This is a genomic window from Shinella sp. GW821-FHT10F02 (genome assembly GCF_058809275.1).
Genome location: NZ_JBXASL010000001.1, coordinates 993,162 through 1,008,817, shown reverse-complemented (window position 1 = coordinate 1,008,817; position 15,656 = coordinate 993,162). Strand labels below are relative to the sequence as shown.

Sequence of the window (15,656 nt, the reverse complement as noted above, 5' to 3'; positions counted from 1 at the left end):
ATTGTTACGGGCAGAACGATAGTAACAGTGATTTGAGTTGCATGATTTTTCCCCCGCTCAGTGTCGCAAGGGACGAGTCGGAGACCGCGGCCGAAAAGTCCCCCGACAGGGCGGCTAACGGATCGTTAAGACGACCGGCACGACTTTAAATGTATATTAATGCAAATTTAATCGAGCACCGCCCTTCACCAACTCTTTCCTTGGTTTCTAGGCCTTGCGCATGCAGGGTCCTGCCATTCGATCGTAGTGGCGCTGGGGAATGGTGTTGGAATGATTTCGTTCGTCATCCGGCTCAAAAGCCGCGCCCATTTCGTTGTCAAACAGGGCCGCAATGCCGAGCGCGAGGCGTTCATCGGCACCAATGCGCGCCGCCGGAAACAGGCGCGGCTGCGCGTGGCGATCGTGATCGCCGCTTTCTGCGCGATCTATGTGGCGGTCGGCGTGCGCCTCCTCCAGTACGGCCTTTCCGAGCCGATCCTGTCCGCATCGATCGGCGGCAATGTCGATGCTGTCGCCTCCCGCCCCAACATCGTCGACCGCAATGGGGAACTGCTGGCGACCGACCTCAACATGGTGTCGCTCTATGCCGATCCGCGCCGCATCATCGATGCCGACGAAGTGGTGGAGAAGCTAGCACTCGTCGTTCCGAACATCGACTGGAGCGATACGCATAGGAAGCTGCGCTCCCAGACCGCGTTCCAGTGGCTGCGACGACAACTGACGCCGAAGCAACAGGCGGATATCCTGGCGCTCGGGCTTCCCGGCATCGGTTTCCGGCCGGAAAAACGGCGGTTCTACCCGGGCGGCGCAACCGCCTCCCATATCGTCGGCCACGTCAATGTCGACAACCAGGGCCTTGCGGGCATGGAGCGCTATCTGGACCAGCAGGGCCTTGCGGACCTGCGCGCGTCCGGTCTCACCGATGATACGCGGCTGGCGCCGGTAACATTGTCGATCGACCTTCGCGTCCAGAACATCGTGCGTGACGTCGTCGCAAGGGCGATGACCGACTACGAAGCCGAGGCCGCCGGAGCGGTGATCCTCGACGTGGAGACGGGCGAAGTGCTGGCAATGGCATCCGTACCCGATTACGACCCGAACGAGCCCTCCCGCATGCTGCCGGACGGCAGCGTCGACAAGGCCTATGAAAAGGGTTGGTTCAACCGCATCAGCAACGCGACCTTCGAGATGGGCTCGACCTTCAAGAGCTTCACGCTGGCGATGGGGCTGGACGAGGGCAAGATCTCGCTGAATTCCGTCGTCGATGCCTCCCGCCCGATCCGCATGGGCGGCTTCACCATCCGCGATTTCAAGGGCAAGAACCGCCCGCTCTCCATCCCCGAAGTGTTCCAGTATTCCTCCAACATCGGAACGGCGGCGGTCGCCGACATGGTCGGCATCGATGGGCACCGGGAGTTCCTCACGCGGCTCGGCCTCTTGTCCAAGCTGGACACGGAAATGCCCGGCGTCGCGACGCCGACGCAGCCGCAGACCTGGAAGAAGATCAACTCCGTCACGATCTCCTTCGGCCACGGCGTCGCCACCACCCCCTTGCAGACGGCAGTTGCGGCCGCGGCCCTGATGAACGGCGGCTACCTCCACCAGCCGACCTTCCTGCCCCGCTCCAAGGAAGAGGCGCAGGCGCTCGCCCGCCGCGTCATCAAGGAGAAGACGAGCGCGGAGATGCGCTTCCTTTATGACTGGAACGGGCAGAAGGGCTCCGGCCGGGGTGCGCAGGTGGAGGGTTTCCACGTCGGCGGCAAGACCGGCACGGCCGACAAGGTGATCAACGGGCGATATGCCAAGAACATCAACTTCAACGCCTTCGTCGCCGCCTTCCCGATGGACAAGCCGCGATACGTCGTGCTCTCCATCATCGATGCGCCGCGCACGGGCGAGCGCGGCGGGCGAACGGCAGCCTCCACGGCCGCCCCGATGATCCAGGCCATCATCCGCCGCGTCGCGCCGCTGCTCGGCGTCAAGCCGCGCTTTGGCGAACCGGATGCGGAAATGCTGCTGGTCGATTACTGAGCCTATGCGGAGCGAAGCGCCATTCGACGGTGAAACCGAATTCTGATTTCAGATGCCGCCCAATTATAAGAGCAATCCAGAGGCCGTATCTGATTGTCGAAAGGAATCGACCATGCAGATCGACCACGTCACCATCAGAACCCGCGATATCGCAGGCGCCCGGGAGTTCATGCGCACGGTCTTCGATCTGGAGGAAGGCGAGCGGCCGGCGGCGATCCGGCACATTCCGGGCTGCTGGCTCTACAGCGAAGGCAAGCCGATCGTTCACATCATCGGGTCGCATGGAATCGGCCAGGATCGTGCGGCCGAGGCGATCGATCATGTCGGCCTGCGCATGACGGACTATGCCGCCTTCCGCGCGAAGCTCGATCGCCTCGGCATCCGCTATTCGCCGATGGATCTCGCCGACATAGCCGAGCGCCGCCTGTTCCTGCAGATGCCGGGCGGCCCGCTGCTGGAAGCCGTCTTTTCCGAACCCGTGCCCGCCTAGCGCAACAGGCCTTCCACCGTGGCGGCGGCTGCAAGCACCCGCCCGTCGCTATCCTTCGGCCCCGATAGCAGAAGCCCGACGGGCATACCGGCAGCACCGGTGCCGCAGGGCAGCGACACGCCGCACCAGTCGAGAAAATTGCCGATCAACGTGTTGCGCAGGGTCTTGCCGTTCACCTGGAAGAATAGGTCCTCGTCGTCCAGCAGCGGCTGGATTTGCGGCGCGACATGGGGGAGCGTCGGGCTGATCAGGATGCCGTCCGGCCCAAGCCGCTCCTCGAAGGACGTAATCAGCCGCTCGCGCGCGGCCAGCGTTTCGAGATAATCGGCGAGCGTGATCTTCTCCCCGAGCAGCGTGCGCTTGACGACGCGAGGGTCCATCTCGGCGGCAGCCGGCCCCTGGATGCGCTCGCGGTGCAGCACGAAGGCCTCGGCCGTCACCAGAGCGCCGTGTTTGGCCATCAGGTCGAATATCGCGGAGAATTCGGGGAAGGCTTCGCGGCGGACACGGGCGCCCGCCTTCGTCAGCCGCGCGACGGCCGCCTCGAAGGTCGCGACGACCTCGGGCTCGGCGCCGTCGAAGAACACGGTCTCGGGAATGACGAAGGACAGGTCTGCGACGCTGGGACGTGGCAGCGCGTCGGCGGACGGCAGCCCGCGCATGGCCGCATCGATCCAGATCGCATCCTGAACGGTGCGGCAGAGCGGCCCCAGCGCATCGAGGCTTTTTGCCAGCGGGAACACGCCCTTCATGGAATAGCGCCCGCGCGTGGCCTTGTAGCCGACGATGCCGTTGAAGGCGGCCGGGATGCGCACCGAGCCGCCGGTATCCGTGCCGATGGACACGGGAACGAGGCCGGCGGCGACCGCAACACCCGAGCCGGACGAAGAGCCGCCCGGAATGCGATGTTCGCCCGCGGGCGAAGCCGGGTTGCGTGGCGTGCCGTAATGCGGGTTGATGCCGAGGCCGGAAAAGGCGAATTCGCTCATGTTCACGCGCCCGACGCTGACCATGCCGGCGCCCGCCAGCGCCTGCACCACGGCCGCATCCTCGCCTGCCGGTTCGCTACCCTTGAGTACGCGGGAGCCGGCGGTCGTCGGCAGGCCCTGAATGTCGAAAAGGTCCTTCCAGGCGATCGGCACGCCATCCAGCACGCCGAGCGAGCGCCCCTCGCGCATGCGGCGGCGGGAAGCCTCGGCCTCCGCCTTCGCCCTGTCCTTCAGCAGAACCGTGAAGAGAGCCGCATCCGGATAGGCCTCGATGGCGGCCAGCGTCTCCTCCGCAAGCGCCACGGGATCGAGCGCGCCCGCTTGCAGGAGTACGGAAAGCTGAGCGATCGACCGCGGCTCCATCGGCATGTCCTTTTCTGCTTTTGATGGACCGTTTCAACAGGTTCGCGTCGAGAGCGTCAACCATAAAGCACGGGAACCGTGCCTCCGGAGAGGCACGGTCCATATCGTCAGCCGGTCGCCAGGAACCAGGAGCGGCGCGCCTGCGTCAGGCCGGCGGCGTAGATGCCGAAGGCGATGACCGCCGTTGCCGGCGCTGAAAGCTCGGCGTAGCTGCCGCCCCAGACATGCAGCCAGATGCCGATGGCGGCCGCGATGAACCAGGCACCGATGCCGAGCGGATTGAAGGCCGGCACATGGCTGGAGCGGTATTCGATCGCCTGCCCGACAAGCGCGCTGTAGCGGTCGATTAGGATATGCGCCATCGCCACCGCCACCCAGGCGACGACGAAGATGCCCTGATAGGCGAGCGCCTGAAGCAGGTAGGAGAAGACGTCCGCGAGCATCAGCACATAGACCACGATGCCGACCGCAATCGCCCAGCCGACGCGACCAAACGGCAAGCGGCCGAAGAGCTGCACGAGCGCCTCCATGTTGACGGCGGCCAGATAATAGTTCGCCGTGTTGATGCGGGTCTGCGTGACCCAGACGAACAGCAGGCCCCAGATGCCCATGAGTTTCAGGAGCGCCAGCAGCACGCTGACCTCGGAAAGGGCGCCGAGATCCGGCACCGTGCCGATCATGAACATGCCGAAGAGGCCGCTCACCAGAAACGCCATGGCATAGAACGGCATGCCGAAGTTGAACCAGGCGTGATAACCGGCATCCTCCGCGCGCCCGAAGCGGGCATAGTCGAAGGTGAACATCATCAGCACCCAGACGCCCATATAATACACGAAGCAGGACCACCAGCCGCCGGCCGGCGCGCCCGTCTCCGGGCCAAGGTTCAGCCATTTGTCGCTGTAGCCGTATTCGCTGATGGCGAGCGCCACCGCGACGACGAGGCCGAGAATATAGAACGGCAGCAGCACGCCGTTGAACTTGTCGAGCCAGCTCTGCATGCTGCCGAAGATCAGCGGCACGCTGTAGAGCACGACGATCAGCGCCGCGACCGGATAGGAGATCGACGGCAGGATGGTGTTGATGCCGACCGCGATGACCGAACCTTCGAAGACGGCATAGTAGATCGCCGTGGCGCAGAAGATGAGGGTTGCCAGCCCCGACCCGACATTGCCGAACAGCACGCGGGAAAACAGCGCGACGGAAAGGCCGGTGCGGATGGCGAAGCGGCTGAGCACCGCATTGATGACGCCGTAGACCACGACGGACAGCACGATGCCGATGATGGCATTGCGCGTGCCGAAGTTGAGCGCCATCGCTGCCCCGACCACAATGTAGAAGACGGCGCTGCACACCGCCCACCAGGCCATGGTCAGCCCGCCTTTCTGCATGCGGGCGTTGGGTGGCACCGCCACGCCGGAAAAGTCCGAATTGTCGGCTTCGGTCGCCGATACATTGCCTGCCATTGCAATCCCCTCTTTTGTTTCAGGTAGATCCGTCAATTTGCTCGTGTCAGCAGATAGCTGCCGCTTTCGTGCAGCACGCTCGTCCAGCCGGGCTCGATGACGATGGTCGTCGTCACCTCCTCGATGATGGCGGGGCCGTGGATGCGAGTGCCCGCGCCGAGCTTCCCGCCATCGTAGATCGGCGTGGAGGTCGCCTTGCCGGACTGGTCGAAGATCGCCTCGCGAAAACCCTTCAGCGCCTGTTCCGCACCGCCGCCCTCGGCGAGCTTTGGCGGACGGACCTTTTCGATGCGGCCGTAGATGGTGGATTCGAGGTTGACCACTTCGACCGCGCTGTGGCGTTCGGCATAGGTGTAGAGTTCCTCGTGCCGGGCATGGAAGGCGTCCTTCACCTGGTCGATCGTGCTTTCATCGATGGCGAAGGCGCCGATATTGACGGTGCATTCGTGCACCTGGCCGACATAACGCATGTCGATCGATCGTTTGATATCGATCGCCTCCGGCGCAAAGCCGTCCGCTTCGAGATGGGCAACGCCCTTGGCCTCGATCTCCCGGAACAGGCTGTCGATGCGCTCATAGGCGGCCGCATTGTCGAGCCGCACCGGCGCGGGCGCCATGTAGTTATATTTCACGTCGGAGATGATCTGCCCGAAGGCGCAGAGCCCCGAGGCGAGTTTCGGCAGGATGATGGTGTCGATGCCCATCTCCCGGGCCAGCGCCGTAATATGCGCCGCCGTGGCGCCGCCTGCCCCCACCAGCACGAAATCCCGCGGATCATAGCCACGCTCGACCGAAACGCGGCGGATGCCGTTGACCATGCTGTTGTTGACGATCGCGAACATACCATAGGCCGCCTGCTCGACGGAGATGCCGAGTGGCTCCGCAACTCTTGCCACCGCCGTGCGCGCATTCTCGATATCGAGGGGCAGCTTGCCGCCGAGCAGACCGTCGGGATTGAGGTAGCCGAGCACGAGGTTCGCATCCGACGTGGTGGGCTCCACGCCGCCCTGGCCGTAGCAGGCCGGGCCGGGCTCGGAGCCTGCCGATTGCGGGCCGACCTGGAGCAGGCCGAGCGGATCGATCCAGCCGATCGAGCCACCGCCCGCCCCCAGCGTTTCGACCTGGATCATAGGCACGCCAATACGATAGCGCAGGAAGTCGATGTTCTTGTTGAGGTTGGTCTGGCCGTTGCGGGTCAGCGTGATATCGAACGATGTGCCGCCCATGTCGACGGTGATGACATTCTTCTGGTCGAAGGGCGCGCCGGCATAAAGCCCCGCCTGCGGCGCCGATGCCGGCCCGGAATTGATGGCGTAGACCGAGCGATCGGTCATCACCTGGCCGACCGCCAGCCCGCCATTCGACTGGAAGTAACGCACCGGCTGCTTGGCGCCGAGCTTGCGGAAATAGGCGTCGACGGCGGTGACGTAGCGGCGCATGACCGGCGCCAGATAGGCATTGGTCACCGCGGTCGATGTGCGCGTATATTCGCGCACCTGCGGATAGAGGTCGCTTCCGACCGTGAGGATCGCATCCGGCATCATCTCGCGCACGATTTCGGCCGCCCGCGCCTCATGCCGCGGGTCGAGCACCGACCAGACGAAGGAAATGGCGACGGTCTCGATGCCTTCCTTCAGGAAGAGCCGGCAGGCTTCGCGTACATCGTCCTCATGAAGCGGCGTGCGCACCGAACCGTCGGAGAGGATGCGTTCGCGCACGCCGCGGCGGAGATACCGCGGCACGAGCATGGTCGCCGCCGGATATTCGGGATCGTAGCGGAAGCCGTCCTCCTTGTGGCCGTTACGGATCTCGATGGAATCCTCGTGGCCCGCCGTGCAGATCAGCCCCGTCTTGCCGCCGCGATGCGTGATCAGCGCGTTGAGGCCGACGGTGGTGCCGTTGATGCAGAGGTCGCAGTTCGCAATGATTTCCTCGATCGGCCGGGCAAGATCGGCGGCGATCAGGCCGAGACCGTTCTCGATCGCCCGTGTGGGATCGGACGGCGTGGAGAGCGCCTTGAACAGCTTGACCTCTCCGCTGGCGCGATCAGCGATGACGAAATCGGTGAAGGTGCCGCCGGCGTCGATGCCGAGGCGGTAGGAATGCAGGGTCATGTGTCGTCTTCCTTACGCAGTGGCTCTGAGCCGTTCGGTTTCGGCACGGTCGACCTCAAGGGTCTCCCGGTCCGCGATCGCCACGCCGTAATCGGCGCGCGCACCCGCAATCGAGACGAGGCCGTTCAGCACGTCTGAGACCACCTTCTCCACGGGGCGCTCGAAGGGATTGCCGTAGCCGCCGCCGCCCGGATTGAGGTTGGTGATGGTCTGGCCGGGCTTGATGGTCTCGATGATGTTCTTGCGTTCCACCTGCACCGCGCCGTCGCGGCGCAACTCGACGCGGCCGACCTTGGTGTCGACCACCGCGGATTTCGCACCGGCAGCACCCATCGCCGGAATGCGGCGTCCCTCGCCAAAACCGATGCACAGCATGTCGCCGTTGAGCGGTTCCACTTCCCAGGCCGTGCCCGAGCCACCACGGAATTTGCCGGCACCCCCGGAATCGGTCATCAGCGAATAGCGGTGGATGATGATCGGATAGGAATATTCGAGCAGCTCGACATCGCCGGAGGTGAGCGCCCCGAAGCAGCATTCCGGGCCGACCGCATGCCAGCCGTCCTGCTTCGGCGTCGCACCGCCGCCGGAAATGATGGTGGCGAGCACCATGGTCACAAACTCTTCGTTGGTGCGGGCATCGCGGCCGGCGATGTTGAGGCCGTTGGCATGGCCCCACGAGGCAGAGACCTTGGAGGGCATCGCCTTTTCGAAGGCGAGGCGCACGGCGTCCGTCAACGTCTCCATCGGCGTCGTCGTGCAGTTCATATGCGGTGCCGGCTCCTGCGCATTGCACAGCGTGCCCTTTGGCCCGAAATCGACGCTGACGCAGCGATAGAGCCCCTCGTTGTAGGGCGGCGGCAGGGCGGCGAACATCATCAGTCCGAGATAGACACCGGAATGCGAATTGCCCTCGTAGGAGTTGATGAAATAGGGGATCTGCGGCGGGCTATCGATGGCGATATGGCAGCTGTCTCCCGTGATCGTGACCGTGGCCTTGATCTCGAAATCGCCAAACCCGTGGCCGGCATCTTCCAGAATGGCCGCCCCTTCATAGGTGCCGTCCGGCACGGTGGCGATCAGCGTGCGCATGTGCCGGTCGGCCATGTCGAGCAGCGTGTCGACGCAGGTGTCCACCTGCTCCTTGCCGTATTTGTCGAGCATGGCGATGAGGTTGCGCTCGCCGACCTGGCAGGCGCCGATGAGGGCACGGAAATCGCCCTCCTGGTCGCGCCGCGCGCGCATGTTGGTGAAGATCATGTTGAGCACGTCGTTGCGAGGTTTGCCGCGGTCCCAGATCTTGACCGGCGGAATGCGCAGGCACTCGGCGTAGATTTCGGTCGCATTGGGGTTGTAGCCGGCGGGCACCGGGCCACCGATATCGGTGAGATGGCCCTTGCAAACGGTCCAGTAGACCAGCTCGCCCTTGTAGAAGACCGGCTTGTACATGCAGGTATCGATGGCATGGCTGCCGCCGAAGGCCGGGTCGTTGTGGAGGATCAGGTCGCCCTCGTGGATATCGTCGCCGAAGAAGCCAGCGACCGCCTTCATGGCGGGAATGAGCGAACCGAGATGGATCGGGATGTCCTGGCCCTGCAGGATCATTTCCGGCCGCGCATTGAACAGCGCCGTCGAATAGTCGTGCGCCAGGTTGAAGACCGACGAGCGTGCGGTCTTTTCCAGCGCGAGCGTCATCTCGCGCTGGGTCGTCTCGAGCATGCCGCGCACGACCGAGAGCGTGATCGGGTCTACTTTCGAAGTCTGGGTATGAAGCATCGTGTTCACGCTGGTTGAGGGCGAGAACCGACGGTCTGGAAACCGCGTGGATAGGTCGAAATGTCTGTTCCCGGAGCCGCCGGTATCTGTCGCACCGTTGAAGCTGGTCCAATCTAGGCAGAGTTTTCCGCAGCGGTCTTTGCAGCGCGGGAACAACAAATTGCGTCAGAACGCACAGTCTGCCATTTTCATTGCCGGGCAGCGGCCATGTGCATACCTTTGTTGCAAGAGGGGAAGCCGCATGAAGACGAGCATCACCACAAGCGCGACACGCGCACCGGACCGCAGCCGCCACTGGCACGAGGCCATCGCCTCGGCCTATTTTCCGCTCGACCTTCGCTTTCGCGACGCCGACGGGTTTTCGGGCGACCTGACGACCTGGGACTTCGGCGATGTGTCGATCTCGCGCCTCACCTGCGACGCTCTGCAATATCTGCGCCTGCCGCATCACTTCCGCGCCGCGCGCGAGGAGGAATTCCTCGTCACCGTACCGGCGAAGGCGGAAGTGTTCTTTTCCCAGGGCGGCCGCGACGTCAAATGCCGGCCGGGTGGCTTTTTCCTGGAGCGCAGCAGCGAGCCCTACCAGTTCAGCCACGCGGAAGCCGCCGACATGTGGGTGCTGAAGGTCGAGGCCGATGCGCTTGGCGGGCGGATGCGCGCGCCCGACCGCTTCTGCACCTTGCAATTCGAGGCGAACAACGGCGCCGGAGGTCTCTTCACCGACATGCTGCACCTCCTGCCCGCCCGTTTCGACGGCATGACGCAGGAGGCGCGGGCGACGGTCGGCCGCCAGCTGGTGGACCTGTTGGTGCTGGCGATCAAGGCCGACGACCGGGTGCTCGCCTCCGGCAATTCGACCGTGCGCACCGCCCACCTCGCCCGCATCGAGGCCTATATCCGCGCCAATCTTCAGGATTTCCGCCTCGACCCGGACCGGATCGCGCGCGCCTGCGGCATCTCCACCCGCTACCTTCACGAGCTGTTCCGCGACACCAACGAGACGGTAAGGAGCTGGATCCGCGACCAGCGGCTGGCCGCCTGCCGCGAGGCGCTGGAAGATCCGGACAACGTCCAGACCGCCGCCGAGATCGCCTACCGCTGGGGTTTTGGCGACCAGACCCAGTTCTCCCGCGTCTTCAAGGCACAGTTCGGCGTGCCGCCGGGAGAGTTCCGGGCCGAACACCAGAAACGACGCTGAAAAGGGCGGATCTCTCCGCCCTTCCCGTTATTTGCGGCGCTTGTTGCGCCAGGGTGCGTTCTGCTGCCAGTCGCCGGCCATGATGCTGCCGTAGGGGATGACCTCGTCGACGACTTCGGCAAGGCCGTAGCTTTCGATCTGTGCACGCACATTGGCGGCGGACTTGTAGGCGCTCGGCAGTTCGGAGGCGTCGGCAAAGCCCGAGAAGAAGCGCACGTCGAGACCCGTCGTCTCCTTTTCCAGGATCGCCGCCAGGTTGTTCGGGCTCAAGCCCCGGGCATCCGCACCATATTCTTCCGCAAGGCGCCGCATATGCGCGCTGCGGGAGATGTCGCGGCCGGCGCCGTGCGGCGAGAAGCCGAGGCCATGGGCGGCATTCGAACCCCGAACGATCAGGATCGGCTCCGCCATGTTGAGCGGGATGATCGTCAGGTCCGTCGCATCCTCCGACCATTTGTCGAAGGCGGGCGTTGCGCCCTTTCCGTGGTAGAACAGCCCGTCCGATTTCCGGAAGACGAAGTTATGTTCGTTCCAGAAGCGGTCGGCGACCTTGGCCCCGAGCTTTTCTGCCGCCATGTCGTGCAGGGCATAGTGGTTTTCCTTCGTCCACTGGCGGATCGTCTGCAAGGCCGACCAGTAGAGGTCGCCCTCCTCGGTATCGGCGGGAATCCAGGCGTTCTCGCGATGCGTCTGCGGCGAAAGCTGCTCGCGGAAACGATTGGCGACCTTCATACCCGTGGCGTAGAGGCGAGCGCCCGGTGCGCGCGACCCGTGATGGGTGACGAGCGCCGTTTCGCCGGTCGACTTCATCGTTCCGACATAGGCGAAGTGGTTGCCGTCGCCCTGCGTCGCGAAATGTTCGATACCGGCGCTGAGCGCACCGTCCCTGAGATAGGCGTTCTGCTGGAAAGCCGAAAGCGTCGCCTCGGAGGGCTTGATCTGTGCCCCGCGCGGCCGGCCGCCCGGACCGAAATGCGTCACCGCATGCACGGCGTCGAGCAGCGCCTTCGGATCGGCATCCGGGAAGATGGAGATCGCCATCGAGCAGCAGATATCGGCCGAATGCATGCCGGGGTGGATGCCTTCGGACGCCACCACGCCGCCGACCGGGATCGTGCCGACGGGGCCTGCCGGGCAGGCATCGGGCATGATCGCCGCCGCGCGCACCACGGGCGTGCGCACCAAGGCCCGCATCGTCGCGTTGACCTTCTCGACATTGTCCTGCTCGAAGGCGTTTTCCGCGCGGATGTTGCTATAGATCTCGATGTCGTTCTCGCTGCGCAATGCAAGCGTCGGCCCCGGCTGGAAGGTGCGCGCCACTTCCAGCGCCCCGTCCATCGTGCCGCCGGCGCCCAAAACCTTGTTGGCCGCCTCCAGCGCATCGCGGAACCACTTGCCCTGGCTCATGCCCGCGTCGATCAGATCCTGTCCGCTCACTACCTGTGTCATCTTCGTTTCTGCTTTTGCAGTCCTTCTGGTCCGTTGTTTTCGTTCATGCGGCAAGTCCGGCAGTGGCGACGAGGATGGACGAAACCGGATGGCCCCGCTCGTGCCAGAGAGCGTGTGCCGGGGAGGAGTCGAACCTGCCAGACCATCCAACTTGGGAGGCTGTAGTTCCGTCCGGCATTCGCCACTGCTGGTCCTGCATTTCAAAAGTCCGTGACGACGAGATGTGGTGAAACAAACCCGCTCTATCCGCTGAGCTACGGGTCCATGGATTGGGGGACCCGGCGGGATTCGAACCCGCGACCTGGAGGTTAACAGCCTGTAGTTTCATCCGGCATTCGTCACGGTCCCCGCGCCGTTCACGGCGGCGCGGGGGTATTGCTTCGTGGGTCAGAGTTCGATCGCCTCGATCGTCTTCACCCAGCCATCGCCGACGTTGCCGCTGGCGGCAAAGGCGGCGATGACCCCATAGACGGCATCGGAGAAGCCCCCGATGTTGAGCACGTCGTCGCGCGTCGGCGCCTGCGTGGTGGCGTAGGGTTGGATGTCGAGGCAAACCAGCTTTGCAGCCGGGTTGATCCGCTTGATCCGCGCCCATTCCGTCATCACGGCGGTCGGCTCACCATGCTTGCCTGCATCCACCCAGGATTCGTTGTCCGAGATGAACACGACGAGATCGACCTTGGCCTTCTCGTTTGCAAGCTTCCTCAGCGGTGCGGAGCAGTTCGTTCCGCCGCCGCCGATGGCCGCAAGCTTGGCCGCATTGGTCATCACCGAATCCCGCCGGTTGAGCCGGATATCCACCACGGCGTTTTCGAACGGCAGCACCCGTGCATCCGGGTTACGCCGCAGGAACGCCGCGGTCATCAGGCCGGCGACATCGATGCAGCGGACCGCCGACGTCGCGCCCTTGCGGTATCCGGTCACGGGCGAACCCATGGAGCCGGAAACGTCCGGGCACAACACCACGCTTGCTCCGAACGACGGCACGTTGGCGATGGCGATATCCATCGCATCCTGCAACGCATCGCGCACGACCTCCGGAACCTCGCTACCGGCCATCTTCCACGCCATCATCAGCTGATAGGGGAAGACGCGGGCCTTGCGGATCGCGTTCGGATCGCGAAGCCGCGCGGCCAGCTTGCCGGCAAAACCTTCCACCTCGAACACGCCGTTGCGCGCAAAGGTGTTGAGGTTTTGCCGTACCATCTGCCAACCGCCCCTGGAGGCGATCTCCACCCAGTGCTCCCGCGTCAGCGGCAGCGAGGTGAGCATCTGGAACGGCACGTCCGGCACAGGCATCGTCTGGTCGCGCCGGAAGGCTTCCAGCGCCTTGACGAGATCCGGCAGCGCCGCATAGTCGTGCGGCTTGCCGATCGCCCAGGCATAGAGGGCCTTGCGCTCTTCGGACGCCGGCTTCGGATGCACCATGCGGATGACATCGGCCAGCGAGGGATCGTTGCCGACCATCGCAAACAGGACCTGCTCGGTGCTGGCCCGCTCAAGCCATGCCTGCACCAGCTTCTTCGGCCGCGTGCCGAGCGACTTGCGCCCAGCCGCTCCCGACCGCATCACCTGCACGAAGCCGCGCAGCATCTTGCCGCTCTTGACCACACGCGGGAAAGCACGGGCGAAAGCATCGCTCTGAAGGCTCGAAAGCATCGCCAGCAGCATGACCGGCATGTCCTTCATATGCCCCTTCTCGGCCGCGTGGATGGCGACCCTGGCGAGGAATTTCGGCTCGACCTGAAGGGCAAGCGCCTTCACGGCCTCCAGCTGCTCCGCGCCATCGGCGTAAAACGTGCCGTTGAACGTACCCGTCACGGCATATTGCGCCAGCGCCTCGCGCGGCGTCAGCTTGTAAGCCGGCGACACCTCGTGGTTTTTCGCATCCGTGCCCGGAAGCAGTTTTCCGAGGTAAGTCTTGAAGATTGCCTTGTTGACCATGACAGCCCCCTTGAATGGTTTCGTGCCAGATACCTTTCAAGAGACGTGCCAGTTTCGAAAAATCCGGCCTTTGCTCAGAAATTTCTTCTTATCTATATGTTTTAAAATGATAAATATTTTTGGAACGCAAACGCGACTGGAAATTGCGAAAATCTAGTATCGCCGATATTCTATTCATTCTTATAAGAACTTATAATTTTGGATAGAACCATGAAGCGCCGCGTCGTCATCAGCATCCTCGGGACCACGCTCGACGTGGGCAAATGGGACAATCGCTGGAATCGCTGGCGGCCGAATGTCGGGCTTTGCCAGCAGCCGGGCCTGTTCATCGACAGGCTGGAACTGATCCACGACAGACGGGCCGCAACGCTGGCAAAGCGCATCGTCGATGACATCGAGACGGTGTCTCCGGCGACGGAGGTGCGCTGCAACACCATCGATTTCAGGGATCCGTGGGATTTTTCCGAGGTCTATACGAACCTGCGCGACTTCGCCCGCGGCTATGCCTTCGATCCGGACGTGGAAGACTACCTCGTCAACATCACCACCGGCACGCATGTGGCGCAGATCTGCTGGTTCCTGCTCACCGAGGCGCGCATTATACCCGGCCGACTTCTCCAACTCTCGCCGCCCCGCGACCGGGAGGCGGAGCTGGACTACGCCGGCACGCACCGCATCATCGACCTCGACCTCTCGCGCTACGACGAGATCGCCAAACGCTTCGCCTCCGAGCGCGAGGACGCGACATCCTTCCTGAAATCCGGCATCTCGACCCGCAATGCGGCGTTCAACCGGATGATCGAGGAGATCGAGCGGGTGGCGATCCGCTCGACGGCCCCCGTGCTGCTGACCGGCCCGACGGGCGCCGGCAAATCCCAGCTCGCGCGAAAAATCTACGAGCTGAAGAAGAACCAGCGCAAGCTGAACGGCCCCTTCGTGGAGGTCAATTGCGCGACACTGCGCGGCGACCAGGCGATGTCGACCCTGTTCGGCCATGTGAAGGGCGCCTTCACAGGTGCCGCGGGCGAGCGGGCCGGACTGCTCAAATCCGCGGACAAGGGCGTGCTGTTCCTCGACGAGATCGGCGAACTCGGCCTCGACGAACAGGCGATGTGCCTGCGCGCGATCGAGGAGAAACGCTTCCTGCCGGTCGGCGCCGATCGCGAGACCTCCGCAGAGTTCCAGCTGCTCGCCGGCACCAATCGCGATCTCGGCGAGGATGTGCGCAAGGGCAAGTTCCGCGAGGACCTCTATGCCCGCCTCAACCTCTGGACCTTCCAGCTTCCGGCGCTCCGCGAGCGCAAGGAGGATATCGAACCCAATCTCGACTTCGAGCTGAAGCGCTTTCTGGAGCGCGAGGGGGAGAACGTCACGTTCAACAAGGAGGCCCGCGAGCGCTACCTCGCCTTCGCGACCGGCCCGCAGGCCATCTGGAGCGCCAACTTCCGTGACCTGTCGGCGTCCGTCACGCGCATGGCCACGCTCGCTCCGCACGGCCGCATCACCTCCGATGTCGTCGACAATGAAATCCGCCGGCTTAACGCCTTTTGGCGCCTGTCTTCCGGGGGAGACGCAAACGACACCCTCCTCGAAGAGATATTGGGCGCCGAAGCTGCCCAGCGCCTCGACCTGTTCGACACCGCCCAGCTCGCCGCTGTCATCCGCATCTGCCGACAGCAAACAACCGCAAGCGCGGTCGGCCGCGCGCTCTTCGCCAACTCCCGGCTGGAAAAGAAAAGCAGCAACGACGCCGATCGCCTGAGCAAATATCTCGCCCGCTTCGACCTCAAATTCGAGGATGTGCGGAAACACGACTGAGGGATCGGTAAAAGCGCCGCGCAG

At 63.9% G+C, this 15,656-nt stretch carries 10 protein-coding genes; 4 read left to right on the top strand and 6 right to left on the bottom strand.

Annotated features, from left to right (window positions below; genetic code table 11):
• The first annotated feature begins 270 nt into the window (after positions 1–270).
• Both AC1RWL_RS04670 and AC1RWL_RS04665 read left to right on the top strand, forming a co-directional pair.
• Positions 271–2,031: a peptidoglycan D,D-transpeptidase FtsI family protein gene (locus tag AC1RWL_RS04670; RefSeq protein WP_493093026.1), complete on the top strand. Its 1,761-nt coding sequence runs from the start codon at positions 271–273 to the stop codon at positions 2,029–2,031.
• A gap of 112 nt (positions 2,032–2,143) precedes the next feature.
• Positions 2,144–2,521: a VOC family protein gene (locus AC1RWL_RS04665; protein ID WP_493093027.1), complete on the top strand. Its 378-nt coding sequence runs from the start codon at positions 2,144–2,146 to the stop codon at positions 2,519–2,521.
• Here AC1RWL_RS04665 and AC1RWL_RS04660 read toward each other — a convergent pair.
• From AC1RWL_RS04660 to capB, 4 genes are all read right to left on the bottom strand, one after another.
• On the bottom strand, positions 2,518–3,879 hold the full coding sequence (locus AC1RWL_RS04660) for an amidase (RefSeq protein WP_493093028.1): 1,362 nt from the start codon (positions 3,877–3,879) through the stop codon (positions 2,518–2,520). The two genes, AC1RWL_RS04665 and AC1RWL_RS04660, sit on opposite strands and share 4 nt — an antisense overlap.
• A gap of 101 nt (positions 3,880–3,980) precedes the next feature.
• Positions 3,981–5,336, bottom strand: a complete 1,356-nt coding sequence (locus tag AC1RWL_RS04655; protein ID WP_493093029.1) for a purine-cytosine permease family protein — start codon at positions 5,334–5,336, stop codon at positions 3,981–3,983.
• 32 nt (positions 5,337–5,368) lie between these two features.
• The gene (capA, locus tag AC1RWL_RS04650; protein WP_493093030.1) at positions 5,369–7,450 is read right to left on the bottom strand and encodes a caprolactamase subunit alpha; all 2,082 of its coding nucleotides are present in this window, start codon (positions 7,448–7,450) and stop codon (positions 5,369–5,371) included.
• A 12-nt stretch (positions 7,451–7,462) separates the two neighbouring features.
• Positions 7,463–9,223, bottom strand: a complete 1,761-nt coding sequence (gene capB / locus AC1RWL_RS04645; RefSeq protein ID WP_435264794.1) for a caprolactamase subunit beta — start codon at positions 9,221–9,223, stop codon at positions 7,463–7,465.
• A 241-nt stretch (positions 9,224–9,464) separates the two neighbouring features.
• Between capB and AC1RWL_RS04640 the strand changes: the two genes are divergently transcribed.
• The gene (locus tag AC1RWL_RS04640; RefSeq protein ID WP_319313054.1) at positions 9,465–10,421 is read left to right on the top strand and encodes an AraC family transcriptional regulator; all 957 of its coding nucleotides are present in this window, start codon (positions 9,465–9,467) and stop codon (positions 10,419–10,421) included.
• Positions 10,422–10,448: 27 nt separating this feature from the next.
• Here AC1RWL_RS04640 and AC1RWL_RS04635 read toward each other — a convergent pair whose 3' ends face one another.
• Both AC1RWL_RS04635 and AC1RWL_RS04630 read right to left on the bottom strand, forming a co-directional pair.
• Positions 10,449–11,870 carry an RtcB family protein gene (locus AC1RWL_RS04635; RefSeq protein ID WP_493093031.1) on the bottom strand — a complete coding sequence of 474 codons (1,422 nt, stop codon included), beginning with the start codon at positions 11,868–11,870 and terminating at the stop codon, positions 10,449–10,451.
• A gap of 387 nt (positions 11,871–12,257) precedes the next feature.
• The gene (locus tag AC1RWL_RS04630; RefSeq protein WP_493093032.1) at positions 12,258–13,814 is read right to left on the bottom strand and encodes an RNA-binding protein; all 1,557 of its coding nucleotides are present in this window, start codon (positions 13,812–13,814) and stop codon (positions 12,258–12,260) included.
• A 210-nt stretch (positions 13,815–14,024) separates the two neighbouring features.
• On the opposite strand from AC1RWL_RS04630, the gene rtcR reads away from it, so the two are divergent.
• Positions 14,025–15,632, top strand: coding sequence for an RNA repair transcriptional activator RtcR (gene rtcR, locus AC1RWL_RS04625; protein ID WP_493093033.1), 1,608 nt, complete (start codon positions 14,025–14,027; stop codon positions 15,630–15,632).
• The last annotated feature ends 24 nt before the right edge of the window (positions 15,633–15,656 follow it).